This is a genomic window from Streptomyces sp. NPDC104831 (assembly GCF_055583025.1).
On sequence record NZ_JBVJOT010000049.1, the window covers coordinates 1 to 23,068 of the forward strand.

The 23,068-nt window shown below is 74.3% G+C and carries 25 protein-coding genes; 13 read left to right on the top strand and 12 right to left on the bottom strand.

What is annotated here, in order from left to right:
• Positions 1 to 266: 266 nt before the first annotated feature.
• The 5 genes from ACZ63H_RS28725 to ACZ63H_RS28745 all read right to left on the bottom strand — a co-directional run bounded on the left by ACZ63H_RS28725 (position 267) and on the right by ACZ63H_RS28745 (position 5,187).
• Positions 267 to 959, bottom strand: coding sequence for a hypothetical protein (locus ACZ63H_RS28725; protein WP_469869924.1), 693 nt, complete (start codon positions 957 to 959; stop codon positions 267 to 269).
• Positions 960 to 1,061: 102 nt separating this feature from the next.
• Entirely contained in the window at positions 1,062 to 2,300 is a 1,239-nt protein-coding gene (locus tag ACZ63H_RS28730; protein ID WP_469869926.1) for an MFS transporter, read from the bottom strand.
• Between the two features lie 22 nt (positions 2,301 to 2,322).
• Complete coding sequence (locus tag ACZ63H_RS28735) at positions 2,323 to 3,702, bottom strand: CitMHS family transporter (RefSeq protein ID WP_469869928.1); 1,380 nt, start codon at positions 3,700 to 3,702, stop codon at positions 2,323 to 2,325.
• Between the two features lie 140 nt (positions 3,703 to 3,842).
• A complete protein-coding gene (locus ACZ63H_RS28740; RefSeq protein WP_469869930.1) occupies positions 3,843 to 4,460 on the bottom strand; it encodes a TetR/AcrR family transcriptional regulator in 618 nt (205 codons plus the stop codon).
• A 169-nt stretch (positions 4,461 to 4,629) separates the two neighbouring features.
• Positions 4,630 to 5,187 carry a hypothetical protein gene (locus ACZ63H_RS28745; protein WP_469869932.1) on the bottom strand — a complete coding sequence of 186 codons (558 nt, stop codon included), beginning with the start codon at positions 5,185 to 5,187 and terminating at the stop codon, positions 4,630 to 4,632.
• A gap of 151 nt (positions 5,188 to 5,338) precedes the next feature.
• Here ACZ63H_RS28745 and hmgA point away from each other — a divergent pair, with 151 nt between their 5' ends.
• From hmgA to ACZ63H_RS28760, 3 genes are read left to right on the top strand one after another with little or no spacing between them, the layout of a single operon-like run.
• Complete coding sequence (gene hmgA, locus ACZ63H_RS28750) at positions 5,339 to 6,685, top strand: homogentisate 1,2-dioxygenase (RefSeq protein WP_469869934.1); 1,347 nt, start codon at positions 5,339 to 5,341, stop codon at positions 6,683 to 6,685.
• 46 nt (positions 6,686 to 6,731) lie between these two features.
• Positions 6,732 to 7,481: a GntR family transcriptional regulator gene (locus tag ACZ63H_RS28755; RefSeq protein WP_469869936.1), complete on the top strand. Its 750-nt coding sequence runs from the start codon at positions 6,732 to 6,734 to the stop codon at positions 7,479 to 7,481.
• A gap of 24 nt (positions 7,482 to 7,505) precedes the next feature.
• Positions 7,506 to 8,660: a type ISP restriction/modification enzyme gene (locus ACZ63H_RS28760; protein ID WP_469869938.1), complete on the top strand. Its 1,155-nt coding sequence runs from the start codon at positions 7,506 to 7,508 to the stop codon at positions 8,658 to 8,660.
• Here ACZ63H_RS28760 and ACZ63H_RS28765 read toward each other — a convergent pair.
• Positions 8,657 to 9,196, bottom strand: a complete 540-nt coding sequence (locus ACZ63H_RS28765) for a nucleotidyltransferase domain-containing protein (RefSeq protein ID WP_469869940.1) — start codon at positions 9,194 to 9,196, stop codon at positions 8,657 to 8,659. The two genes, ACZ63H_RS28760 and ACZ63H_RS28765, sit on opposite strands and share 4 nt — an antisense overlap.
• Positions 9,193 to 9,912, bottom strand: a complete 720-nt coding sequence (locus ACZ63H_RS28770; RefSeq protein ID WP_469869942.1) for a TetR/AcrR family transcriptional regulator — start codon at positions 9,910 to 9,912, stop codon at positions 9,193 to 9,195. The genes ACZ63H_RS28765 and ACZ63H_RS28770 overlap by 4 nt, the downstream gene beginning before the upstream one ends.
• A 63-nt stretch (positions 9,913 to 9,975) precedes the next feature.
• Between ACZ63H_RS28770 and ACZ63H_RS28775 the strand changes: the two genes are divergently transcribed.
• The 3 genes from ACZ63H_RS28775 to ACZ63H_RS28785 are packed head-to-tail and all read left to right on the top strand — an operon-like array spanning position 9,976 to position 12,952.
• Positions 9,976 to 10,932 (top strand): ATP-binding cassette domain-containing protein, encoded by a 957-nt coding sequence (locus tag ACZ63H_RS28775; protein WP_469869944.1) that lies wholly within the window; start codon positions 9,976 to 9,978, stop codon positions 10,930 to 10,932.
• Positions 10,929 to 11,708: an ABC transporter permease gene (locus tag ACZ63H_RS28780; RefSeq protein WP_469869946.1), complete on the top strand. Its 780-nt coding sequence runs from the start codon at positions 10,929 to 10,931 to the stop codon at positions 11,706 to 11,708. The genes ACZ63H_RS28775 and ACZ63H_RS28780 overlap by 4 nt, the downstream gene beginning before the upstream one ends.
• 47 nt (positions 11,709 to 11,755) lie before the next feature.
• A complete protein-coding gene (locus tag ACZ63H_RS28785) occupies positions 11,756 to 12,952 on the top strand; it encodes a CaiB/BaiF CoA transferase family protein (RefSeq protein ID WP_469869948.1) in 1,197 nt (398 codons plus the stop codon).
• A gap of 42 nt (positions 12,953 to 12,994) precedes the next feature.
• Here ACZ63H_RS28785 and ACZ63H_RS28790 read toward each other — a convergent pair whose 3' ends face one another.
• Positions 12,995 to 13,264, bottom strand: a complete 270-nt coding sequence (locus tag ACZ63H_RS28790; RefSeq protein ID WP_318204341.1) for a hypothetical protein — start codon at positions 13,262 to 13,264, stop codon at positions 12,995 to 12,997.
• A gap of 653 nt (positions 13,265 to 13,917) precedes the next feature.
• Here ACZ63H_RS28790 and ACZ63H_RS28795 point away from each other — a divergent pair.
• The gene (locus ACZ63H_RS28795) at positions 13,918 to 15,534 is read left to right on the top strand and encodes a serine/threonine-protein kinase (protein WP_469869950.1); all 1,617 of its coding nucleotides are present in this window, start codon (positions 13,918 to 13,920) and stop codon (positions 15,532 to 15,534) included.
• Positions 15,535 to 15,607: 73 nt separating this feature from the next.
• On the opposite strand, the gene ACZ63H_RS28800 is transcribed toward ACZ63H_RS28795, so the two are convergent.
• The gene (locus ACZ63H_RS28800; RefSeq protein ID WP_469869952.1) at positions 15,608 to 16,414 is read right to left on the bottom strand and encodes an SGNH/GDSL hydrolase family protein; all 807 of its coding nucleotides are present in this window, start codon (positions 16,412 to 16,414) and stop codon (positions 15,608 to 15,610) included.
• Between the two features lie 295 nt (positions 16,415 to 16,709).
• Between ACZ63H_RS28800 and ACZ63H_RS28805 the strand changes: the two genes are divergently transcribed.
• The 3 genes from ACZ63H_RS28805 (at position 16,710) to ACZ63H_RS28815 (ending at position 19,241) form a co-directional block, all read left to right on the top strand.
• Positions 16,710 to 17,141, top strand: coding sequence for a hypothetical protein (locus tag ACZ63H_RS28805; protein WP_469869954.1), 432 nt, complete (start codon positions 16,710 to 16,712; stop codon positions 17,139 to 17,141).
• A gap of 188 nt (positions 17,142 to 17,329) precedes the next feature.
• The gene (locus ACZ63H_RS28810) at positions 17,330 to 18,424 is read left to right on the top strand and encodes a DUF5925 domain-containing protein (protein WP_469869956.1); all 1,095 of its coding nucleotides are present in this window, start codon (positions 17,330 to 17,332) and stop codon (positions 18,422 to 18,424) included.
• Positions 18,425 to 18,470: 46 nt separating this feature from the next.
• Positions 18,471 to 19,241, top strand: coding sequence for a DUF72 domain-containing protein (locus tag ACZ63H_RS28815; RefSeq protein ID WP_469869957.1), 771 nt, complete (start codon positions 18,471 to 18,473; stop codon positions 19,239 to 19,241).
• Positions 19,242 to 19,269: 28 nt separating this feature from the next.
• Here the strand turns inward: ACZ63H_RS28815 and ACZ63H_RS28820 are convergent, their stop codons facing one another.
• Positions 19,270 to 19,638 carry a GntR family transcriptional regulator gene (locus tag ACZ63H_RS28820; protein WP_469869959.1) on the bottom strand — a complete coding sequence of 123 codons (369 nt, stop codon included), beginning with the start codon at positions 19,636 to 19,638 and terminating at the stop codon, positions 19,270 to 19,272.
• A gap of 72 nt (positions 19,639 to 19,710) precedes the next feature.
• Between ACZ63H_RS28820 and ACZ63H_RS28825 the strand changes: the two genes are divergently transcribed.
• From ACZ63H_RS28825 to ACZ63H_RS28835, 3 genes are all read left to right on the top strand, one after another.
• Positions 19,711 to 20,640 (top strand): GNAT family N-acetyltransferase, encoded by a 930-nt coding sequence (locus ACZ63H_RS28825; RefSeq protein ID WP_469869961.1) that lies wholly within the window; start codon positions 19,711 to 19,713, stop codon positions 20,638 to 20,640.
• A complete protein-coding gene (locus tag ACZ63H_RS28830; protein WP_469869963.1) occupies positions 20,621 to 21,142 on the top strand; it encodes a ribonuclease FAU-1 family protein in 522 nt (173 codons plus the stop codon). Before ACZ63H_RS28825 ends, ACZ63H_RS28830 begins: the two co-directional genes overlap by 20 nt.
• Positions 21,143 to 21,390: 248 nt before the next feature.
• Positions 21,391 to 21,528: a hypothetical protein gene (locus ACZ63H_RS28835; protein WP_318204331.1), complete on the top strand. Its 138-nt coding sequence runs from the start codon at positions 21,391 to 21,393 to the stop codon at positions 21,526 to 21,528.
• 13 nt (positions 21,529 to 21,541) lie between these two features.
• Here ACZ63H_RS28835 and ACZ63H_RS28840 read toward each other — a convergent pair whose 3' ends face one another.
• Together ACZ63H_RS28840 and ACZ63H_RS28845 are read right to left on the bottom strand one after the other, a co-directional pair.
• Positions 21,542 to 22,009, bottom strand: a complete 468-nt coding sequence (locus tag ACZ63H_RS28840; protein WP_469869965.1) for a GNAT family N-acetyltransferase — start codon at positions 22,007 to 22,009, stop codon at positions 21,542 to 21,544.
• A 188-nt stretch (positions 22,010 to 22,197) separates the two neighbouring features.
• Complete coding sequence (locus ACZ63H_RS28845; RefSeq protein ID WP_469869967.1) at positions 22,198 to 23,064, bottom strand: esterase/lipase family protein; 867 nt, start codon at positions 23,062 to 23,064, stop codon at positions 22,198 to 22,200.
• Positions 23,065 to 23,068 lie beyond the last annotated feature (4 nt).

Below are 23,068 nucleotides of genomic sequence, written 5' to 3' on the forward strand. Positions count from 1 at the left end.
GCGGGGGTGGGGGGGGAGGGGGTGGGGGGAGGGTTTTTTTTTCTACTGTTGGGGGTCGCCGCTGGGGGGGGGGGGGGGGGGGGGGGGGGGAGGTGCTCCCCCCCCCCCCCCCCCCCCCCCCCCCCCCCCCCCCCCCGCCCGCCCGGCCGGCCACGGCCGGTCTGTCGTGTCCCCCGCAGCGCGAGCCGACCGTCACCAGGACGGCCACCAGCACGGCCGTCCTCGCCAGCCGGTAGGCGCGGGTCCGGTACCAGGGCCTGCGCCGCCTACGCGGCGCCATGGGGCCGGCGGCGGATCAGCCGGACGTACACGGCGGCGCTGACCGCGACCAGGCCCACGGCCGCCGCGGCGGCCACCGGGGAGTACGCGGCGGCCGTGTCGATGAGACCGCCGCCGCCCGCGTGCACACCGCCGTGCGGGCCGTCGTGGTCGCCCTGCCCCCAGGACCCGTTGTCCTGGTGCTCCCCGTCGTGCTGCTGGTGGTCCTCGATCTGGCCGCCGGGCGCGCCCTCCGCCTTGCCGTCGTGGCAGTTGACGCGGAAGACCTTCTCCTTCAGGGCCGGGGGCGCCCCCACGGTCCAGCTGATCTTGTACTGCCCGTCCGCCAGCCCCAGCGGATCGGTGTGCCCGGCGCCGCCGGCGAGCTGGATGATGCCGGTCACGGTGGCGGCGGTGGGCAGCGGGGGCTGCGGCGTGATCGTGTACGCGATGCTGGTCAGGGTGTCGAAGTTGACGGCCTCCAGGAAGAACTTGCAGACCACCGGATCGTCCTTGGCCGAGCCGATGAACGACGGGGGGTTGGTCGAGCGGGCGTTGTGGATCCTGATGTCGCCGTTCTCCCCCTGGGCCGCCGCGTTCGGCGCCGCCACCCACGACGCGCCCGCCGCGGCGAGGGCGGTGAGGACGACGGTGGCACCCGCGCGGGAGCCGGCTGCACGGGGGAGTGTCAGGGTGGGCATGCGCGATCCTCCGGATTCAGACGATTTTCATACAAATCGCTCTTTCGCCTGGACACTGCCCCATGACCCCCGCGGACCCCGGCAACGGCGCCGGGCGCGCCGTCAGATATCGCTCGTGCGGCGCAGTCCCGGGCCCCCGCGACGCTCCTGCGTCACCCGCCCGGCCCCCTCCCGGGCCTGCCCGGGCGAGCGCAGCGCGACCCCCGAGGAGACCAGCAGCAGGCCGCCGAGCAACACGAACGGCGCCGCCGCCCCCGCCACCCCGGCGACCAGGCCCGCGGCGGCCGGGGCGGCGACCTGGCCGAGCCGGTTGCCGGTCAGCCGCAGGGCGAGCGCGGTGGAGCGGGCCTCCACCGGCGCGGCCCGCACCACCGTCGTCATCGACAGCGGCTGCCCCACGCCCAGGCAGAAGCCGAGGAGCGTGAGCATCGCGCCGAGCGCCCACACCGGCACCGGCAGCGCCGTCCCCGCGCACAGCAGGGCCGCCAGCAGACACGTCACGGTGAGCAGCGCGGGCCTGCCGAGCAGCCGCAGCAGCGGGGTGAGGACGAGCCGGCAGGCGATGGTGGCACCGGCCCGCAGGCCGAGCAGGACGCCGATCACCGCGGGGGCGATGCCCCGGTGCTCGCCGACCACCGGGAGGTAGGCGGTGAGGATGTCGGTCGCGGACAGCACCGAGAGGCTGATCAGCATGCCCGCGGGCACGCCCCGGGCACGCAGGATGCCCGCGACCGGCACCCGCCCGCCGCGCGGCGGGCGCGCGTCGGCGGCCGCGCGGTCCTCGATCCGCCACAGCGCGGTGAACGCGACGGCGGCGCCCGCGCCCGCCGTGAGCAGGGCGAGCGCGCTGCTGCGCGCCAGGCCGGGGCCGCCGACGAGGGCACCCGCGGCGAGCGGGCCGACGAGCTGGCCGAGGGAGGCGCCGATGGTGAAGTGGCCGAAGTTCCGGTCCTGTTCGTGGGGCGCGGACCGGCGGGCCACCAGCGACTGGGCGCCGATCACGAAGCACAGGTGGCCGAGTCCCGTCACCCCGCTCCACAGGGCCATCGCCCACAGGGTGCCGGCCAGCCCGCTCAGGACACAGCCGCCCGCGATGAGGACGACGCCCGCGGACAGCAGGGGCGCGCAGCGGCCGTGGTCGGTACGGCGGCCGAGCGGCACGGCGGCGAACAGCGGCAGCAGGGCGTAGGCACCGGCGATGACGCCGACCGCCCGTTCGTCGGCGCCCAGCGCGAGGGCCCGGTAGGAGACGGCGGGGCGGGCCATCGACACCGCCCCCTGTGCGCAGCCGAAGGCGATGACGAGGCGGAGCAGCCAGCCGCGGTTCCCACCGGGCGCCATGGGCGCGGTCCTTCCCGGGTGATCAGACGATGCCGAACAGGAGCGCCGAGCCGAGCACCACCAGGGAGGTGAGCGCGGCCCACTTGACCACGAACCGGGTGTGGTCGCCGAACTCCACCTTGGCCATGCCGACCAGGACGTAGACGGCCGGGACGAGCGGGCTGGACATGTGCAGCGGCTGGCCGGCGATCGAGGCGCGGGCGATCTCCAGGGAGGAGACGCCGTGCGCGTGGCCCGCCTCGGCGAGCACCGGCAGGACGCCGAAGTAGAAGCCGTCGTTGGACATGAAGTAGGTGAGCGGGATGCTCAGCACCCCGGTGACGACGGCCATGTGCGGGCCCATGCCGTCGGGGACGTTGTGCACCAGCCACTTCGCCATGTGGTCGACCATGCCGGTGCCCTGGAGGACGCCGGTGAAGACGGCGGCGGCGAAGACCATGCCGGAGACGTTGAGGACGTTCTCGGCGTGGGCGGCGATCCGGGCCTTCTGGTCCGGCATGTGCGGGAAGTTGACGGTCAGGGCGAGGGCCGCGCCGAGCAGGAACAGTACCGGGATCGGCAGCCACTCCATGATCATGGCGGTCAGCAGGACGACCGTGAGCAGCGCGTTGAACCAGTACAGCCTCGGGCGCAGGGTGGGGCGGTCCGGGTCCAGGCCCTGCAGGCCGTCGTCGGCGGCCTCGCCGGGGAGGTCCCCGCCGGTGCCCGGGCTCCCGGCGCGCGCGGGGGAACCGGCGCCGACCAGCACCGCCTCGGTCTCCTGCACCGGCACCTCGTCCAGCGCGAGCACGCCGAGCCGGGCCCGTTCGCGGCGGCCGAGGACGTAGGCGAGGACGAGCACGAACAGCAGGCCCATGGCGAGGGCCGGGATCATCGGGACGAAGATGTCGCTCGCGTCCACCTTCAGCGCGGTGGCGGCGCGGGCGGTGGGGCCGCCCCAGGGGAGCGTGTTCATCACGCCGTTGGCCATGGCGGCGACGCCGGTCATCACGACCAGGGACATCTTCAGGCGCTTGTAGAGGGGGTACATCGCCGAGACGGTGATCATGAAGGTGGTGGAGCCGTCGCCGTCCAGGGAGACGATCGCGGCGAGGACCGCCGTGCCGACCACGATCCGCAGCGGATCGGCCTTGCAGAACCTCAGGATGCCCCGGACGACGGGGTCGAAGAGGCCGACGTCGATCATCACGCCGAAGTAGACGATCGCGAACATGAGCATCGCCGCGGTGGGCGCGAGGGCGGTGACGCCGTCGATGACGTAGTCGCCGAGCTTGCCGCCCTTGCCCACGAACACGCAGAACAGCGCGGGGACGAGCACGAGCGCCGCGATCGGCGACATCTTCTTCAGCATGATCAGGACCAGGAAGGTCGCGATCATGGCGAAGCCGAGGATGGTCAGCATGAGTGGATACCTAACGTTCGCCCTTGAACATCCCACCTGTGGGTCGGCGGTGCGATGACGTTAGGTCCGTTCAACCGGCGTTAACAAGATGTTGACGCGCGAGCAATAAGCGCAAAAGTCCAGGTCAGGCACGGGGTCGTTCAGTCGAGTACGCGTGCCAGGTAGGCCCGCAGCAGCTCCCGGGTCTCGGCGATGACCGCCTCGTCCCCCTGCGGGTCGAGCCGGAAGGCCAGTTGCACGAGGGTGTCGGCACTCTCCACCGCGACCAGGAAGACCCGCCTCAGCTCCGCGTCCGGGGTGCGGGCGAGATAGCCGGCGAGCAGTTCGGTGAGCCGGTCGGAGACGCGGGTGTTGGGCTCGCCGTGGCGGGAGCCGACCGGGATCTGGTTGCCGAAGTCGACCAGGGAGAAGCCGGGCGCGGTGCGCTTCATGGCGAGGTACTCGTCCAGGACGGCGTCCATGGCGGCCCGCCAGTCCCCCGCGCGGGCCTTGCCCAGCCGCTCGGTGACGCGCTCGGCGTACCGCTCCAGGTTGCGCTGGGCGAGGGCGTCGGCCATCTCCCGCTTGTTGCCGAAGAACCGGTAGACCGAGCCGATGGGGACGCCGGCGCGCTGGGCGACGGCGCGGGTGCTCAGGGCGTCGTAGCCGACCTCGTCGAGGAGGCCGGCGCAGGCGTCCAGGATCCTGGTGAGCCGCTCGGCGCTGCGCCGCTGGACGGGCGCGCGACGGAGCGATGTCGCATGGGGCACGGGCTTCATGATGCCTTTCCGCCGAAGTGAGGTGAACCTTGCCTCAGAGTACGGAGACGGATGCCCGCCCCACTCGAACCCCGCCCCGCTCGGACCCCGGCGCACCCGCCCGCACCGACGGGCCGGCCCCGCCGCCGCCCCGGCGCCCGGCGCACACGGTCTCGCGTGCCGGTCGGGCTCACTTGCCCCGGGTGGTCGGCGCGGGCCCGCCGGGTGCGGGGCTTCCGGTCGTTTCCGCGTCCGAGACGGTGATGTCGGCGGTGTTCTCGACCGGCTTGCCGTGGACGGCCCACACCGTGCCGTCGTCGGCGTACAACCGGGCGGTGACCTGGTGGGTGCCGTGCGGGACGCGGCCGGCGGCCAGGTGGTAGGCGGGGGTGTGCAGCCGGGCGACGCGGTGGCCGTCGACGAGGAGGTGGACGACCCCGCGCCCGAGGGCGGCGGCCTGCCGGGCCCCCGGCGCGGAACAGCGGAAGTGGCGCAGGTCCAGCCGGACGTCCCAGCCGCCGGCCGGGTCCGGCGTGACCTCGACGGCGACCGCGGGCGCGTTCCGCGCGGGCACCTCCCGCAGGTTGCGGCCGGTCTCGTCGGTGGTGTCCAGCACCTTTCCCACGGGCGAGGGCGAGACCGTGCCCTCGTGCGCCTCACCGGTTGCGCAGGCCGCCGCTCCCCACGGCAGCAGGACGCACACCACGAGCGCGGTGAGCCGCCCGCGCGTCCATTTCTTCCACGACATGATCCGGAGCGTAGAGCAGCGCCCCCACGCCCCGGATCCGCCTCAGGTCTGGTTCGCGCCCTACCCCGGAGGGAGGACCGGGATCCCTCTTGCGCGGGCCCCCACTCATTCCTACGGTGATGCATAGGAATCGGCAGCACAAGGAGCGATCATGAGCGATGGGGGCACCTCCCGCGCGAGCGTGTTCGAACGCGGGGGAGCACGGAAGACCGCCGAGGGGCTGTCGTACCTGACCGGGTTCGGCAACGAACACGCCTCACAGGCGGTACCGGGCGCCCTGCCCGAGGGCCGCAACTCGCCGCAGCGCGCACCGCTCGGCCTGTACGCCGAGCAGCTGAGCGGTACGGCGTTCACCGAGCCGCGCGCGCACAACCGGCGTTCGTGGGTGTACCGCATCCGCCCCTCGGCCGCCCATCCGCCGTTCACCCGCACCGGCAACGGCGCGCTGCGCACGGCGCCCTTCACGGAGACGGTGCCCGACCCCAACCGGCTGCGCTGGGACCCGCTGCCGAAGCCCCCGGCCGGCACCGACTTCCTCGGCGGCCTGTGGACGCTGGGCGGCAACGGCGACGCGACCCAGCGCACCGGCATGGCCGTGCACCTCTACCACGCCGACGCCTCGATGGAGCGGGTCTTCTCCGACGCCGACGGCGAACTGCTGATCGTGCCCGAGAGCGGCGGGCTGCTGCTGCACACCGAGTTCGGCCGGCTGCACGTGGAGCCGGCCCATGTCGCGCTGATCCCGCGCGGGGTGCGCTTCCGCGTGGAGCTGCTGGACGACTCGGCGCGCGGCTATGTGTGCGAGAACTACGGCGCGCCGTTCCGGCTGCCCGACCTCGGGCCCATCGGCGCCAACGGACTCGCCAATCCCCGGGACTTCCGGGCGCCGGTCGCCGCGTACGAGGACGTCGAGGGCCCGGTGGAGGTGGTGAACAAGTTCTGCGGCAACCTGTGGACGGCCACCTACGACCACAGCCCCCTGGATGTGGTCGCCTGGCACGGCAACCATGTGCCGTACGTCTACGACCTGCGCCGCTTCAATGTGATCGGCACCATCTCCTACGACCACCCCGACCCGTCGATCTTCACGGTCCTGACCTCCCCGTCGGACACCCCGGGCCTGGCCGGCGTGGACTTCGTGGTGTTCGCGCCGCGCTGGCTGGTGGGCGAGGACACCTTCCGGCCGCCGTACTTCCACCGGAACGTGATGAGCGAGTACATGGGCCTGATCGAGGGCGCCTACGACGCCAAGGCGGAGGGCTTCGTGCCCGGCGGCGGCTCGCTGCACAACATGATGTCGGCGCACGGCCCGGACCGGGACACGTTCGACCGGGCGAGCGCGGCCGAGCTGCGGCCGCACAAGGTCGACGACGGGCTGGCCTTCATGTTCGAGACCCGCTGGCCGGTGACGCTCACCCCGCACGCGGCCGGCGCGGACCACCTCCAGCGGCGCTACGACGATGTGTGGCAGGGACTCGAACGGCACTTCCGGGGGTGAGGCCCGGCGTTGCGCGGGAGGTTCCCCGCCGGGTACGGATAGCGGCGTGACCTCCTTCGCCCCGGACTCCATCGTGCTGAACCGCAAGCTGCCGCTGTGGTACCAGGTGTCGCAGTCGCTGCGCGCCTCGATACTGGGCCGCTCCCCCGAGGAGCCGCTGCGGCTGCCCACCGAGGAGCGGCTGGCGGAGCACTACGGCGTGAGCGTGCTGACCATGCGGCAGGCGCTGAAGGAGCTGGAGGACGAGGGGCTGATCAGCCGGCACCGGCGGCGCGGCACGTTCATCGAGCCCGGGGTGCGGCGCGGGGCGCCGGTGCGGCTGCTGGGCTCGGTGGACGCGATCGTGGCGCAGCAGTCCGGGATGACGACCGAACTGCTGGGGCACGGCCGGGTGCCGGTGCCGGCCGCGCTCGCCGAGTACTTCCCGGACCTCGGGGAGGTGGCGGCGTACCACCGGCTGCGCAGCGACGAGAAGACCGGTGAGCCGACCAATCACGCCGTCAACCACGTCCGGCCCGACCTGGCCGAGCGGATCGACCCGGACGACCTGGTGCGCTGGCCGATGACGAAGGTGCTGCGGGACGTGGTGAAGGCCGACATCGCCCGGATCACCGACACGGTGCAGGCGCGGCTCGCCGATCCGGAGACGGCCCGGCTGCTCGACGTGCCGCTGCTGAGCCCGATCCTGCACTACACCGGGGTGACGTACGACAGCGCGGGGCGGGCGCTGGACGTGGCCGTCATCCATTACCGCGGGGACCGGTTCTCGTTCACCGTCACGCTCGACGCCACCTGATCCCGGGGCGCCCCAGGCCGTACGATGCCCACCGTGACGCACGACGACGCTCCGCCGCTGGCGGACCTCATGCCGTGGTCCGTCGCACCGTTGCGGCCGGGTCGCGCCTGGCCGATGGCGGCCGACCCCGGCTCGCTGCGGGCCCGCTGGGACGCCCTGCTGAGGGCCGAGGGGGCGGAGCGGGAGGCGCTGTTCGAGCCGACCCGGGCGCGTGCGCTCACCTCGGCCGTGGGCCAGTTGCCCGGTCAGTCCGCGGGGACGCGGCGGCTGGCGCGGGCCGAGGGGCCCTGCGCGGAGCCGGTGCGGGTGCTGGCCGCGCCGTTCGACGAGCGGTGGCTGATCCCGGACCACCGGCTGATCGACGTGGCCCGCCCGGAGCTGTGGCGGGTGGCGGACGCGCGGCAGGTGTTCACGGTCGAGACCGGGGACGCGGACCTGCCGCTGCTCGCGACCGCGCTCCTGCCGGTCCTGCGCCCCGGCCGGGTGCGCCCGCTGTACCGCCGTCCCGACGGCAGCGAACCGAACCTGGCCCCGGGCCTGCTGGAGCACCTGTCGGCCCGCCTGGGCGCGCGCCCCTCGGCGGCGGACGTGCTGGCCTGGACCGTGGCGGCCGTCCGACCCGACCTCACCGTGCCGCTGACCGACGACCCCGCGCTGTGGGCGGCCGGAGTGGAGTGGGGCCGGCGGGCGCTGTGGCTGATGTGCCGGGACGGGGAGCGGCCCCGGCTGCCGGGCGGCCGCCGGCCGTACGTCCGCGCGCCCCTGCCGGGCCGTCCGGAGACCCTGCGGTACGACCCCGGCGAGGAGGCCCTGTACCTGGACGAGGGCCGGATCTCCCCCGTCCCGGCCGAGGCATGGGAGTTCGAGGTGGCCGGGGTCCGCGTCCTGGAGTCCTGGTTCGCGGCCCGGACCGGTCCCGCCGGGCCGGGCACGCTCGCCGCGATCCGTCCGGCGGCCTGGCCGCAGGGCTGGACCTCGGAGCTGCTGGAGCTGATCACGGTGCTGGCGCTGCTGGCGGAACTGCGGGCCTCGCGGGCCGGGTTGCGGCCGGTGCCGGCGGTGACGGCGGGCGAGCTGCGGCGGGCGGGCGTGCTGCCGGTGCCGGACTCCGCCCGCCGCCCCGCCTCGGTGCTGGGCCACCAGGAGGAGGGTCCGGAGGGGCAGTTCGCGCTGCTCTAGCGCGCCGCGCGGGACCGCAGGGCGGATTCCAGCCGGGCGATGTCCTCGGCGTCCTTGGCGCGGCGGGGCCGGGAGGGGTCCCAGACGGGCATCATGCGCTTGATCTCGATCTGGACGCGCGGCTCGACGATGGGCGCCCGGAGCGCGCCGATGCGGCCGGGTTCGGTGCCGAGCAGCCCGTCCGGCCAGGGCGTGCCGGCCCAGGGCCCGCCGGCCACGGTGACCCGTCCGGCCGGGTCCCGGTCGATCAGGGTGAAGCTGCTGTCCAGGCCGTCCTTGACGAAGTCGAGCTGGAGGTCCGCGGGCGGCCCCGGCACCGGTGTGTGGCCGAGCCCGGTGAGGATCCGGGCGAGGGCGCCGGCGTGCCGCGCCCAGGCGAACCAGTCGATGTCGCCGTGGTCGCGGGTGACCTCGCCGAGGAAGAAGTCCACGGCCCAGCCGCCCCGCAGCCAGAGCGGGATCCCGGCGGCCCGGGCCGCCTCCAGCGCCTCGGCCACCAAGGCGAGCTGCCGCCGGGCCCGCTGCCGGTCCGTCACGGCTCGCGGCGCGGCGCGAACGCGTCGATGACCCGCTCCACCGCCCGCTCGAACACCGCCTCCAGGTCGATCGGCCCGGCGTCCTCGGTGAACGCCGCCGCCATGCGCGGGTACGCGCCGGTGGCGAGCCGGCCGCCCAGGTAGGCGATGCGGGCCGCGTTCTCCTCGTCCTCGGACCAGGGCAGGGCGCGGACCCGCTCGGCGGTGTCGAGTTCGTTGCGGACGTAGGTCGTGACCATGCCGTTCAGCATGGCGATCAGCTCCAGCTTGGTGCCGTACCGCGCCTCCAGCGGGTCCAGGCAGGCCAGGCAGTGCTCCAGATAGCGCAGGGCGTTCGGGCTGAAGCCGTAGACGGGGGACATCAGGCGCGGCAGCCACGGGTGCCGGCGCATCAGCTCGCGCGTCTGCCGGGCCACCCGGCGCATGTCGGCCCGCCAGTTCCCGCTCGGCTCCCACGGCTCGTGCTCGGCGCCGGCCGCGTCCACCATCAGCTCGTACAGGTCCTCCTTGCGGGGGACGTAGTTGTACAGCGACATGGTGCCGCAGCCCAGTTCGGCGGCGACGTGCCGCATCGACACCGCGTCGAGCCCCCGCTCGTCGGCGATCCGGACGGCGGCGGCGGCGATGTCCTCGCGCGTGTACGCCGGTTTCGGGCCCCGGCCGGCGCGCTCGGGGCGCGCCCAGATCACCTCGGGTACGGCCCCTCGGACTGCCATGGATCGATCACCTCGACACCATCCTAGTTACGTACGGCGTACGTAGTGCGGTATGGTCCCGGCATGGATACTACGTACGCCGTACTTAGTGAAGGTCTGGAGAAGCGCTTCGGCGCGGTGCGGGCCCTGCGCGGGCTGGACCTGGCCGTCGCCGAGGGCACGGTCTGCGGGCTGCTCGGTCCGAACGGGGCCGGCAAGACGACGGCGGTGCGGCTGCTGACCACGCTGCTGCGCCCGGACGGCGGTTCGGCCCGGATCGCCGGGCACGACCTGGTGCGGGAGGCGGCGGCCGTACGGCGCCGGATCGGGGTCACCGGGCAGTACGCGTCGGTCGACGGCGACCTCACCGGCCGGGAGAACCTGCGGCTGTTCGCCCGGCTGCACCGGGTGCGCGGGCCGGCCGCCCGCGCCGACGACCTGCTGGAACGCTTCGGCCTGACCGAGGCGGCGGACCGCAGGGCGTCCGCCTACTCCGGGGGCATGCGGCGCCGGCTGGACCTCGCCGCGAGCCTGGTCCGCCGTCCCGCCGTGCTCTTCCTGGACGAGCCCAGCACCGGGCTCGACCCGGCCAGCCGCGCCCGGATCTGGCAGGCCGTGCGCGAGCTGAAGGCGGACGGCACGACCGTGCTGCTGACCACGCAGTACCTGGAGGAGGCCGACCGGCTCGCCGACGACATCGCCCTGATGGACCGGGGCCGGGTCGCCCACACCGGCTCGCCCGCCGCGCTCAAGGCGGTCATCGGGTCGCACGCGGAGGCGGTGGTCGCCGACGCCGGGGCGCTGCCCCGGGCGGCGGCCGTGCTCGACCGGCTGACCGGCCGGGAGCCCGTGCTCGACCGGGAACGCAACGCGGTCGGCGCGGTCACCACCGACCCGACGCTGACCCTGCCCCGGCTGGTGCGCGCCCTGGACGCGGCCGGTGTGCCGCTGCTGGACGCGGGCATCCGGCCGCCCACCCTCGACGACGTCTTCCTGCGGCTCACCGGGAAGTCCGCCCGCGACGGGGAGGCCGCCGCGTGAGCGCGCTCGCCTACGACGGGCTGGCCATGGCGGGCCGGCAGCTGCGCCGGGTCCGCAACAATCCGGGGCTGGCGGTCCTGACCCAGCTGATGCCGGTCAACATGCTGCTCTTCTTCGGCTATGTGTTCGGCAGCGCCCTGGCCGTGCCCGGCCGGGAGTACCGCGCCTTCCTGCTGCCCGGGCTGCTCGTCGCGACCGCCGCCGGCGGGCTGATGACCGGCATGTTCCAGGCGGCCCAGGACACCCACCGGGGCGTGGCGGACCGGCTGCGCACGATGCCGGTGAGCCGGGCCGCGGTCCCCCTCGGGCAGGCGGTCGCCGACCTGGTCGTCACGACGCTCGGGACGGTGCCGCTGCTGCTGACCGGGCTCGCGGTGGGCTGGCGGATCGAGGGGTCGGCGGCCGGCGCGGCCGGTGCCGTGGGACTGCTGCTGTTCTTCCGGTTCGCCTGCACCTGCGCCGGGATCCTCCTGGGCCTCATGACCCGCAGCGAGGAGGCGGCCGGACAGCTCGGCGCGTCCTCCTTCGTGCTGCCGCTGCTGTCCGACGCGTACATCCCGACCGACGACCTGCCGGGCTGGCTGCGCACGCTCGCCGAGTGGAACCCGATCAGCGCGGTGACCACGGCCCTGCGGGACCTCTTCGGCAACGCGCCCGTCCCGGAGGGCGCCGCCTGGCCGGTGGCCCACCCGGTGGCCGGTTCGCTCGCCTGGTGCCTCCTGCTCACCGCCGTGTTCCTGCCGCTCGCCGTGGCCCGCTACGCGCGGACCGGGTGACTCCGCACTGCTGACAAAGCCGCCGGCGGGGGGAGATCATCCACCCCATGGACCATCTCCCGCTCCCCCTGGAGGGCATCACCGTCGTCGCCGTCGAACAGGCCGTGTCCGCGCCCTTCGCGACCCGGCAGCTCGCCGACCTGGGCGCCCGGGTCATCAAGGTGGAGCGGATCGACGGCGGCGACTTCGCGCGCGGCTACGACACGGCGGCCGGCGGTCTCGCCTCGCACTTCGTGTGGTGCAACCGCGGCAAGGAGTCCATCGCGCTGGACCTGAAGGACCCGCGCGGCCTGGAGGTGGTGCGGCGGCTGGTCGCGGACGCGGACGTGTTCGTGCAGAACCTCGCGCACGGCGCGGCGGCCCGGCTCGGCCTGGACGCGGCCACCCTGTGCGCCGCCCATCCGCGCCTGATCGCCGTGGACATCTCCGGTTACGGCGGCTCGGGGCCGTACGCGGACAAGCGGGCCTACGACATGCTGGTGCAATGCGAGGCGGGCCTGGTGTCGGTGACCGGGACGCCGGAGCAGCCGGTGAAGGCGGGCGTCCCGGCGGCGGACATCGCGGCGGCCATGTACGCGTTCTCCGGTGTGCTGGCCGCGCTGGTGCGGCGCGGCACGACCGGGCGGGGCGGGCCGGTGGAGGTGTCGATGCTGGAGGCGCTCGCCGAGTGGCTGGGGCATCCGCTGCACCACTCGATGCACGGCGGCGAGCCGCCCGCCCGCACCGGGCTGGCGCACGCCGTGATCGCGCCGTACGACGCCTATCCGACGGCGGACGGCGGGCGGGTGCTGCTGTCGGTGCAGAACGACCGGGAGTGGCGGCGGCTGGCCGAACAGGTCCTCGGCCGCCCGGAGCTGGGCACGGACCCGGCGTACGCGACGAACGCGGCCAGGGTGGCGCACCGGGAGCGGACCGACGCGCTGGTGGCGGGGGCGCTGCGGGTGCTGGACGCCGAGGAGGCGCTGGCCCGGCTGGAGCGGGCGGGCATCGCCTGCGCCCGGCTGCGGGACGTGCGGGAACTGGCGGAGCACCCGCAGCTGGCGGCCCGGCGGCGGTGGCGTCGGGTGGGAACGCCGGCCGGGCCGCTGAAGGCGCTGCTGCCGCCCATCACGCTGCCGGGCGGGGGCGAGGCACGGATGGGTGACGTGCCCGCGCTCGGGCAGCACACCGGAGCGCTGCTGCGTGCCGTGGGGATGACGGACGACGAAGTCGCAGCGCTGCGCCGGGACGGTGTGGCGGCCTGAGCGCGGCGCCCCCGCACGAAGGCCGGGGGCCCTGCGGTGCGGTCAGTGACCGCCGAACAGCGAACGGCGCAGCCGGCGCAGCGGCGCGAAGAGGGAGACACGGCTGACCCGCGCGCCCCGGTCGCTGCGCGTGTGCACGGAGTCGCGTGCCGTCAGCTCGCGCATCAGCGAGGTCGCCTCGACCGTCTCCCGCTGCGGTATGGCGGGTCCCGCCAGCACCGACAGATGGCGGTCCAGGCGCGAACTGGTCGCGCTGCTCCCGCAGGTGATCGCAGGGACCCTGGCCCTGCTGCGCACTGTTATCTGTTCCATGTCACTCCCCACCCGTACGAGTCACCCGGCCCGGGCAGGCTAACCCTATCGCCCCACTGGGGCACCCGGGTATCTCGCCCACAGGATTCACCTTCCCCACAAGGGGGTTGACCATCCCTCGTTGACTACTCTCCGAATCCGACCGATTTCAGGGTGAGTTGGACAAGAGGGCGGCGGATGGGGCGCCCTGAGCCGCCGTCGGGTCCGACGGTCACGCCGAGTGACACCGGGCCGGATCGAGGTCTTCCGTGATCAAGGGCGTGTCGCCCGCCGGGAGCCCGAGGGGGCGCGGGAGCCGGAGCCGGCGGACGCGCGCGCCGAGGGTGACGACGGCTTCCCGCGCGGAGGCGGAGGCGATCACTCCGGAGCCCGTGCGCCGGCCGTCCGCGCCGGCCGTCGCGGGGGCGTCCGGGGCGGACGGAACGTGGGCGATCTCACGCGCCCGCGGCGCGAGGAGGGAGGCGATGAGGGGGGCGCGGGCGGCGGCTCGCGGGAGGAGGACCTCGTCCGCCCCGGGGAGTCGCGGTGTTCACCCGGTGTGCCCGGTGGTGCCGGCGCCGGGGGCGGGAAGGGTGTGCCCGAGGGGGCCGCATCCGTGGCCGGCCGGGCTACTTTGGTGGGAAGTCGCGCGAGAGGCCGTGGGGGGGGCGCCCGTGTCCGCAGAGCCGGGACGTGAACGTGTGATCGCGGGTCGCTACCGCCTGCTGTCCACGCTGGGCGAGGGCGGCATGGGCACGGTGTGGCGGGCCCGGGACGAGGTGCTGCGCCGCGAGGTGGCCGTCAAGGAGGTGCGGGCGCCCGGGACGCTGCCCGGCCCCGACATGGAGCGGTTGTACGCGCGGCTGGAGCGCGAGGCGTGGGCGGCGGCCCGGGTCGCGCACCGGGGCGTGGTCACGGTGTACGACGTGGCGCTGGAGGGCGGCCGGCCGTGGATCGTGATGGAGCTGGTGCGGGGGCTGTCCCTCGCCGACCGGCTGGCGGCGGAGGGTCCGCTGCCGCCGCGGGAGGCCGCCCGCGTCGGCGCCGAGCTGCTGTCCGCGCTGCGCGCCGCGCACGCCGTCGGGGTGCTGCACCGGGATGTGAAGCCGGCCAACGTGCTGCTCTCGAATGACGGCCGGGTGGTCCTGACCGACTTCGGGATCGCCTCGCTGGAGGGCAGTTCGGCGCTGACGATGACCGGAGAGGTGATCGGCTCGCCCGAGTACCTCTCACCGGAGCGGGCGCTCGGGCGCACACCGGGGCCGGAGGCGGACCTCTGGTCGCTGGGGGTGCTGCTGTACACGGCGGTCGAGGGCGTCTCGCCGTTCCGCCAGGAGACCGCGCTGAGCACCCTGCGGGCCGTGGTGGACGAGGAGGTGCCGCCGCCGCACCGGGCCGGACCGCTGGCGCCGGTCGTCGAGGGGCTGCTGCGCAAGGACCCCGCGGAGCGCCTGGACGCGGGGCCGGCGGAGCGGGAGCTGCGGATCGTCGCGGCGGGCGGCACCGCGAAGGCGCCCGTGCCGCCGCACACCGGTGCGACACCCGTGGCCGGACCCGGTGGGCTGGAGCCGGATCCGGCGCCGGGCCCGTCCCGCGCCCCGCAGCCGTCCGCCCCGGCGGAGCGGAGCGGGCGGGCGGGCGCGGTCCTGGTGGCGGGCGCGCTGGTGGTGGTGCTGGCGCTGGCGGGGCTGGCGTACGTGCTGACGCAGCGCGACGGCGGCGGTCACGGGAGCCGGGGTGCCCCGCCGGGCGGCGCGGCCACCCCGACGGCGCACGGCGGGGGATCCTCCTCGGCCGCGGCGCCGAGCACGTCCGCCGGGGGCCGCCCGGAGCGGTCGGTGGGGGTCGCGGTGGCCGGGGAGGGCACGCGGTACTCCGGGTCCTGCCCGCCGCCGGGCGGGCGGGCGCCCGCCTTCACGGCGGCGTTCACGGTGGAGTGGCTGCCCGCGCGGGTGGAGTACCGGTGGGTGACGACGCGCGGCTCGGTGTCGGAGCCGGGGTGGCGCACGCTGTCGTTCCCGGCGGGCGGTGAGAGGACGCGGCGGGTCCGGGTGACGCTCACGGTGTACAAGGGTGGCGCGTCGGCCGGGGACCGGGTCGGGGTGAAGGTGCGCGAGCCGGTGAAGGTCTCCTCGGACACGGTGCCGTTCTCGGTGGACTGCGCGCGGACGGCGACGGAGACCCCCTCGCACGGGACCTCCGCCTCCGCCTCGGCCTCCGCCTCGGTCTCGGCGTCGGGATCGGGATCGGGATCGGCGTCGGGGCCGGAATCGGCTACGGGCTCGCCCTGAGCAACTCCCTGCAATACACGGGAAGTTCACTCCGTAGGGCGAGCCCGTTCGGGTGACGCGCGGACGGTGGACGTTACGCGTTGTTCGTGAACACCGGCAGATAGCCACCGGAGTGGCCGGCCGCGGTGGGGTGGTACGACTGGCCGATGTCGAGCCAGTCGACGCTGTGCAGCCAGGAGGAGCCGGAGCAGATCTCGTGGCCGGTGAAGGTGGTGCGGACGTCGCCGAAGACGAAGTTGTGGGCGGTGGCACGGGCCTTGATGGTGGTGTCGATGTAGTCGGCCGCGTCGTTGACGGCGGCCCGCTTGGTCTCGGAGAGGCCGAGGCAGGACTGGCCGAGCAGATAGAAGCGGGGGTAGCCGATGACGACCACCCGGGCGGCCGGGGCCTTGGCCCTGATCGCGTTGTAGAGGGTGTCCAGCTTGCCGGGGAGCGTGTTCGCGACGTACGCCTTGGCGGTGTTGATCCGGGACAGGCAGGAGCTGTCGGACTGGAGCACACAGGTCGTCATGACGTCGGCGAAGCCCGCGTCGTTGCCGCCGGCCGTGAGGGACACCAGCGAGGTGGCGGAGTTGAGCGAGCCGAGCTGGTTCGCGAGCACGTCGTCCGTCGTGGCGCCCGAGCAGGCGTTGAAGGCGAACGAGGAGGGGCTGTGGGCGGCGTTCCAGAGGTAGGGGTACGCCTTGGTGCTGCGGTCGCAGTCGCCGCTGGAGCCGATGTAGCTGCCGGCACCCACTCCGGAGGAGTAGGAGTCGCCGAGGGCCACGTAGCCGCCGGCCGCGGCGGACGAGGCGGCCTGCGCCGAAGCGGCCCCGGTGACACCGAGGCCGAAGGCGAGGAGGAGCGAGGTAACGAGTCCGGTAAGTCGGGAACGTCTCATGGAACCTCCCTTTAGCAGGATCTCTGCCTCAACGTTGGTAGCAGCTACGCGCATTGACAGGAAGTGTTCATGCCAAAACTTCCCGGGTCTCGACGAGATCGACCCGAGACATTCACCGTTCATGTATTGCATGTTCATGTCAAATGTGTCGACGCGCCGCCAGCTCCCCCGCCCGGCACGGCGGATGTGTCGTGGCGGGCGCGTACGTCCCGCCCGTGACGCCGTCTTGACGTCCCGTCGGCGGCTGCGCCACATTGAAGCCCGGCATCAGGCGCGTCGGGGGGCAAAGTCGCCAATGCGGACCATACCTGTCGGGACACCTTCTTCTGACGGCACCGAGACGGACACCGACGGCACGCGGCCGGGACCGGGGAGGGGACCGGTACCGCTGCTCGCCGGGGCCGCGACCGCCGTGGCGGCGGCCGGCGCGCTGCTCGTGCTGATCGACTCCGGATCACCCCTGCGTGCCCCGTGCACGCTGTTCTTCCTGCTCGCCGCGCCGGCCGGGGCGATCGCGGCGGCACGGCGCGGACCGGACCCGCTCGGCCGGGCCGTCACCGCCCTCGCGGGCGCGATCGTCGTGGACCTGCTCGTCGCCCAGGGCATGCTGGCCGCGCACCGCTGGTCGGCCGGGGGCGGGGTGGTCGTGGTGACCGGGTTCAGCCTGCTGGTCCTGCTGGTCGCGCTGCTCAGGGGCCACGCGCGCGGAAGGGCCCCGCACGGCTGACCACGCCCCCCGGGGCGCCGCGCCCCTTCCGGCGCGGCGCCGGGTCCCCGGGTTCCCAGGGGGCAATGGCCTCCACGACGGCACCGGCCTCACCGGGCCGCCGCCCGCACAGGAGCGTTGGGCCTTCACCGGAGCGTTGGGCCGGAAATACCGTGCGGGCGGGGCATCCGTGCCGGATCATGGCGGACATGTCCGCGAACCCACACGACGCCCTGCCGATCCGGCTCCACGTCGACGATTCCGACTCGCCCTCCGACGTCGTCGACGCGCTGTTCCTCGGCCGCTTCGCGACGGGCGAGCAGCCGTACTCGCACGCCGTGAACATCGACCGCGTCCGCTCGGGAGCGACCCTGCTGCCGGAGGGCGCCCGGGTGCTGCGGGTGGCCCGCGACGACGACCGCAGCGCGACCCTCGCCGACGGGGACGGCTGGACCCTGCTGGTCTCCCGCTGGAACCGGGGCGCGGACGTGACGGTCACCGCGACCACCGCGGAACTGGCCAAGCGGGTCCTCGACCAGGCCACGGACGGCGCGGCCGACGAGCCCGAACCGCAGCCGGAGAACGTGACGATGGGGTTCTGGTACGTCTCCCCGCGGCGCGGCCCGCACCGCACCACCCGGCAGATCTCCGCGGGCACCTGGGAGGAGGTCCGGGCCAACTACACCGCGCCGGTGGCGGACGCCATGGACCGGCTGATGCGGACGACGCCCGACGACATCGCCGGCCGGCTGCTGCTGCTCCACGGCCCGCCGGGCACCGGCAAGACGTCCGCGCTGCGCACCCTCGCCCGTTCCTGGCGGGACTGGTGCCAGGTCGACTGCGTCCTGGACCCCGAACGGCTCTTCTCCGACGTCGGCTATCTGATGGACATCGCGATCGGCGAGGACGACGGCGCGGGCAAGGGCCGCTGGCGCCTGCTGCTGCTGGAGGACTGCGACGAGCTGATCCGGGGCGAGGCCCGGCACATGGCGGGCCAGGCCCTGTCCCGGCTGCTGAACCTCACGGACGGACTGCTCGGCCAGGGCCGCAACGTCCTGGTGGGCGTCACCACCAACGAGGACCTGGAGCGGCTGCACCCGGCCGTGGTCCGCCCCGGCCGCTGCCTGGCCCGGATCGAGGTGGGCCCGCTGACCCGCCGGGAGGCGGTGGACTGGCTCGGCACCGAGCAGGGCATCGGCCGGGAGGGCGCGACCCTGGCCGAGCTGTACGCGCTGCGCCGGGGCATCTCACCGACGTCGGTGCCGGGGGCCCGGGAGGGAACGGAGGCGGGGCTGTACCTGTGAGCACCCTTCGGGTGAGCGCCGTCACGGTGAGTGCTTTCATGGGTGTATGACCCTGTATGTCGGCACGTCGGGGTGGCAGTACAAGGACTGGCGGGACCTCGTCTATCCGGCCGGGGTGCCGGCGCGGCTGTGGCTGGAGGAGTACACCCGGCTGTTCGCGACCGTGGAGCTCAACAACGCGTTCTACCGGCTGCCCTCCTACGACACCTTCGCCGGCTGGCGGCAGCGGGTGCCGCCGGACTTCGTGGTCGCGGTCAAGGCCAGCCGGTTCCTCACCCACGTCAAGCGGCTGAAGGACCCCGGGGAGCCGGTGCACCGGCTGCTGACCCACGCGGCGGGCCTCGGCGACCGCCTGGGCCCGGTCCTGCTCCAGCTCCCGCCGACCCTGCGCGCCGACCCGGCCCTGCTGGACGCCTGCCTGGCCTGCTTCCCGCCCGGTACGCGGGTGGCGGTGGAACCCCGGCACGCGTCCTGGTGGACGGCCGAGGTGCGCGAGGTGCTGGTGTCCCGTGGCGCGGCCCTGTGCTGGGCCGACGTCCTGGCCCGCCCGGTGTCCCCGCTGTGGCGCACCGCCGGCTGGGGCTACGTCCGCTTCCACCAGGGCCGCGCCCGGCCGTGGCCGCGCTACGGCCGCCGCAGCCTGGAGACCTGGGCCGACCGCGTCGCGACGACCTGGTCCGACGGGGAGGACGTGTACGCGTACTTCAACAACGACCCCGGCGGCGCGGCCGTCCAGGACGCGGTGGCGTTCGCGCGAGCGGCACGCGGGGCGGGTCTGACGGTGACGCGCACCCCGGAGCCGGCGAAGCCCGCCTGACCCTTCCCGCCCGCCGCTCCCCGGGCCCCTAGTCCCCGTAAGCCGCCCGCAGGGCCTCCCGTACGGCGGCCAGCGCCTCGCCCTCGCCCAGTCCCAGCCGCCGCACCCGCTCGGCGTAGGACTGCGCGGCGAGGGAGGCCTGCCGCTCGGCGGCCGAGCCCGCGGCGGCCACGAAGGTGCCGTTGCGCCCCCGTGTCTCGATCACCCCGTCGTTCTCCAGCGCCCGGTACGCCTTGGCGACCGTGTTCACCGCGAGCCCCAGGGACTCGGCCAGCCCCCGCACGGTCGGCAGCCGGTACCCCACCGGGAGCACCCCGGACCGCGCCTGTTCGGAGATCTGCGCCCGCACCTGCTCGTACGGGGGCGCGCTGTCGTCGATGCGGATCTTCAGGCTCACGGGGCCGATTGTCCCGCACCCGCCGGAAAATGGGAGGCAGCCCGGCACCGGGTGCTCGTACGGTGCGTTCCCATGACAGTCCTCGTGCGTGACCTGCGCCCCGACGCCCCCGCAGACGCGGAGGGCTTCGCCCGTGTGCGCCGCCTCGCGCTGCCGTACATCCTGTCCACCCCGGACTCGGTGCGGCACGCGGCCGCCCATGTCCACCCCGAGGCCCGCTTCCGCCCGCTCGTCGCCGAGGAGGACGGCGAGATCATCGGCACCGCGCAGGTCCACCTGGTCCACGACAGCCCCGAACCGGGCCAGGGCGTCCTGAACATCTACGTCCGCCCGGACCGGACCGGGCGCGGGGCCGGCCGGCTGCTGGCGCGGGCCGCCGAGGAGTACCTGGCGGACCTGGGCGCGACCCGGCTGCTGGCCTGGGCCCTGGACGAGCCGGCCAGCCACGCCTTCGCCGAGCGGCGCGGCTACCGGCGGAGCCGCAGCGCCCACTTCCTCCGGCTCGACCTGGCGCACGGCACCCTGCCGCCGCTCCCCCGGACCCCGGCCGGCGTCGAGCTGCGGACGGCCGCCGGCTTCGCGGCCGATCCCCGGCCGCTGTTCGAGCTGGACGCGGAGACGGTGCGCGACGAACCGGGCGACGTGGACCTGGAGTTCTCGGACTACGACGCGTGGCTGGCGGAGGTCTGGCGCCACCCGCTGCTGGACCGGGAGCTGACCGTGGTGGCCTGCGCCGACGGCCGGCCGGTCGCCTTCACCGTGGCCTACACCGACGGCGGCACCCGCTACTCCACGGCGATGACCGGCACCGTCCGCTCCCATCGCGGCCGCGGCCTGGCCAAGCTCGTCAAGGCCCACTCGCTGCACCGGGCCCGGGCCGCCGGTCTCACCGAGGCGTTCACGGGCAACGACACCGGCAACGGCCCCATGCTCGCGATCAACACGTGGCTCGGGTACGAGAAGTGCGCGCGGGAGGTGCGCTATGTCCGCGAACTCGGCTGAGGGGACGGACCGGTTGGAGGTCGTCCTGGTCAAGGCGGGGCGCACGAAGATCCGTTATCCGGCTCGGCTGCTGCGGGACGACGGCGAGCGGATCGCCGTCCGCGCCCTCTGGGCGGGCTCGGGGGTGCGGGACTTCGGGTTCGTGCGGTTCGAGCCGGGTGACGTGTTCACCGAGTACTACTGGCGCGACCGGTGGTACGCGGTGAAGGAGGTCCGGGCGGCGGACGGCTCCGTCAAGGGCTGGTACTGCGACATCACGCGCCCGGCGGTGCTCTCCGGCACGGGGGCCTCCGCCGGGGCGGAGCTGGTCGTGGAGGATCTCGACCTGGACCTGTGGCGCTCCGCGGACGGGCGGGAGGTGCGGCGCCTGGACGAGGACGAGTTCGCCGCGAGCGGGCTCGCCGGGACGGACCCGGGGGCCGCGTCCGCCGCGGTGGCCGCCCTGGACGAACTGGAGGCGCTGGCGCTGCGCCCCGGCGGCTTCGCGGAGTTGCTGGCCTGAGCCGGCCCGGCACGGACCGGCCGACGCGCCCCCGTGCGGGATCCCGCGGCCGGCGCATCCCGGTCCGCTTCCGGGGCACCAGCACCGCTGTGCGTGTTCTCGCCCGTCAGGCTCGGAGAGTGACACGCGCCACTGACGGTACGGACGTGACAGCCACCACTGACAAACCGGAACGGACAAGAAACTCTCGCCCGAAACGCCTATCTCCGCCATCACACGGAACCCGGTAGGCACCGAAGGAGGCCGCGATGCGCCGCATGACCGTGCAGAAGAAGCCCCTGAAGAGGACGGACAGCCGCCGGATACGCGAGGAGGCGGAGGAGACCCCGGCGGGACGGCCCGAGGTGCGCAAGGACATCGCGCGCACCTGGTGGCCCGACAGCTGACCCGGAGGGCGGCTCAGCCCAGCCGCTTGCGGTAGTGGATCCGGTCGTAGGGGCCGTCGACCCGGCGGGCCACGACCTCGTAGCCGTAGCGCGGATAGATCTTCTGGTTCTCCCACATCATCGCGTTCGTGTAGAGCCGGATCTCGTCCAGCCCCAGTGCCCGCGCGCGTGCGTCGACGAAGCGCAGCAGCCGGCGTCCGACGCCCGTGCCGTGGGCGGTGGGGTGGACGGCGATGCTGTCCAGGAAGAGATGGCCGGCGCACGCCTCGACCACCACCAGCCCGACGACCGGTTCCCCGGTGACGAATACCTTTCCGGCGGCCACGTCCGCCGCGTGGTCGGCCTCCATGGGCTGGGGCACGACGCCGATGCGCTCGATGTAGGGGCGGTAGGCCGCGTCCGTCACCGCCTTGACGGCGGGTACGTCCGGCGCGCCGGCCGGCCGGACCGGTTCCGCGGCGCTGTCATCCTTGTCGATCATGGACGCACGCTAATCCACCTGAGCGGAGTCCGAACACTCCCTTAAGCGCACCATAAGGATCTCCTCCCACGGCCCCCGCCGGGCGGTCCGGCGGCGTTTCGGGGCTAGCTTCGGAACGTCCACGACGCGTTCGGGCGGGACTCCGGGGCCTGTCCGGCGGCTCAGGCCGGGCAGGCCCCGGCGGCGGTTCAGCTCAGGGCCGAGGCGCAGGTGGTGGCGGTGGCGTGGGCCGGGTCGAGGGCGTTGGCCACCTCGTGGAAGGCGATCCGGTCGGACAGGCCGATCGCGAGGTGCTCGGACAGGTCGAGCGGGCAGAGGTCCTGGAGCAGGACGTTGCGGACGTCGGAACCGCTCAGGTACTGGGTGCGCCAGGGGGTGACCACCTCGTCGTACCGGGTGGCGATGACGGTGTAGCGCACGCCGGGGACGGTGTCGCCGCCCGCGTTGAGCCCGGTGAGGAAGCCGGAGCCGGCGATCTGGTCGGCGAGGCCGGGGGTGGCGGCGTCGAGCAGGTCCTCGGCGCCGGGGAAGAACGGCAGCAGGTGGGTGAGGCCGTCGAGGTCGGTGCCGTGGTTGTCGGGGGCGATGCCGACGAGAGCGCGCACCTTGGCCGCTCCGCCGAGGAACTTCAGGTAGTAGCGGGGCATCATGCCGCCCTGGGAGTGGCCGACCAGGTCGGCCTCGGCGGCTCCGGTCGCGGCGAGCACCTTGTCGACGAAGGCGGACAGCTCCCCGGCCGACTTGTCGATGGGGCCGAGGCCGTGGAAGAGGGGGACGCCGGGAAGCCGGCCGTAGTCCAGGGAGTAGACGCAGTACCCGCGGCTCGTGAGGTACGGGGCGAGGCCGAGCCAGTTGTCGACCGAGTTGCCGAAGGTTCCGTGGACGAGGACGACGGGCCGGGGGTGCGCGGCGGAGGGCCTGCACGTGTAGTCGTTCCACCCGCTGGTGGGGGCGCCTGCGTCGGAGGCGCTCGCGGTGGCGGCCGGTACGGCGGCGACGGCGGCGGCCAGCAGGAGCGCGGCGAGCGGTCTGAGCACTCGCTTCCAGGGCAGCATCGTG

Excerpts from the sequence above, each read along its gene's own strand:
- ACZ63H_RS28760 (WP_469869938.1), top strand. The coding sequence starts at position 7,506 with ATGCCCACCGTGACGCACGACGACGCTCCGCCGCTGGCGGACCTCATG.
- ACZ63H_RS28800 (WP_469869952.1), bottom strand. The coding sequence starts at position 16,414 with ATGAGACGTTCCCGACTTACCGGACTCGTTACCTCGCTCCTCCTCGCC.
- ACZ63H_RS28745 (WP_469869932.1), bottom strand. The coding sequence starts at position 5,187 with ATGTCGTGGAAGAAATGGACGCGCGGGCGGCTCACCGCGCTCGTGGTG.
- ACZ63H_RS28725 (WP_469869924.1), bottom strand. The coding sequence starts at position 959 with ATGCCCACCCTGACACTCCCCCGTGCAGCCGGCTCCCGCGCGGGTGCC.
- ACZ63H_RS28770 (WP_469869942.1), bottom strand. The coding sequence starts at position 9,912 with ATGGCAGTCCGAGGGGCCGTACCCGAGGTGATCTGGGCGCGCCCCGAG.
- ACZ63H_RS28790 (WP_318204341.1), bottom strand. The coding sequence starts at position 13,264 with ATGGAACAGATAACAGTGCGCAGCAGGGCCAGGGTCCCTGCGATCACC.
- ACZ63H_RS28835 (WP_318204331.1), top strand. The coding sequence starts at position 21,391 with ATGCGCCGCATGACCGTGCAGAAGAAGCCCCTGAAGAGGACGGACAGC.
- ACZ63H_RS28840 (WP_469869965.1), bottom strand. The coding sequence starts at position 22,009 with ATGATCGACAAGGATGACAGCGCCGCGGAACCGGTCCGGCCGGCCGGC.
- ACZ63H_RS28735 (WP_469869928.1), bottom strand. The coding sequence starts at position 3,702 with ATGCTGACCATCCTCGGCTTCGCCATGATCGCGACCTTCCTGGTCCTG.
- hmgA (WP_469869934.1), top strand. The coding sequence starts at position 5,339 with ATGAGCGATGGGGGCACCTCCCGCGCGAGCGTGTTCGAACGCGGGGGA.
- ACZ63H_RS28785 (WP_469869948.1), top strand. The coding sequence starts at position 11,756 with ATGGACCATCTCCCGCTCCCCCTGGAGGGCATCACCGTCGTCGCCGTC.
- ACZ63H_RS28775 (WP_469869944.1), top strand. The coding sequence starts at position 9,976 with ATGGATACTACGTACGCCGTACTTAGTGAAGGTCTGGAGAAGCGCTTC.
- ACZ63H_RS28810 (WP_469869956.1), top strand. The coding sequence starts at position 17,330 with ATGTCCGCGAACCCACACGACGCCCTGCCGATCCGGCTCCACGTCGAC.
- ACZ63H_RS28845 (WP_469869967.1), bottom strand. The coding sequence starts at position 23,064 with ATGCTGCCCTGGAAGCGAGTGCTCAGACCGCTCGCCGCGCTCCTGCTG.
- ACZ63H_RS28730 (WP_469869926.1), bottom strand. The coding sequence starts at position 2,300 with ATGGCGCCCGGTGGGAACCGCGGCTGGCTGCTCCGCCTCGTCATCGCC.
- ACZ63H_RS28825 (WP_469869961.1), top strand. The coding sequence starts at position 19,711 with ATGACAGTCCTCGTGCGTGACCTGCGCCCCGACGCCCCCGCAGACGCG.
- ACZ63H_RS28830 (WP_469869963.1), top strand. The coding sequence starts at position 20,621 with ATGTCCGCGAACTCGGCTGAGGGGACGGACCGGTTGGAGGTCGTCCTG.
- ACZ63H_RS28815 (WP_469869957.1), top strand. The coding sequence starts at position 18,471 with ATGACCCTGTATGTCGGCACGTCGGGGTGGCAGTACAAGGACTGGCGG.
- ACZ63H_RS28740 (WP_469869930.1), bottom strand. The coding sequence starts at position 4,460 with ATGAAGCCCGTGCCCCATGCGACATCGCTCCGTCGCGCGCCCGTCCAG.
- ACZ63H_RS28805 (WP_469869954.1), top strand. The coding sequence starts at position 16,710 with ATGCGGACCATACCTGTCGGGACACCTTCTTCTGACGGCACCGAGACG.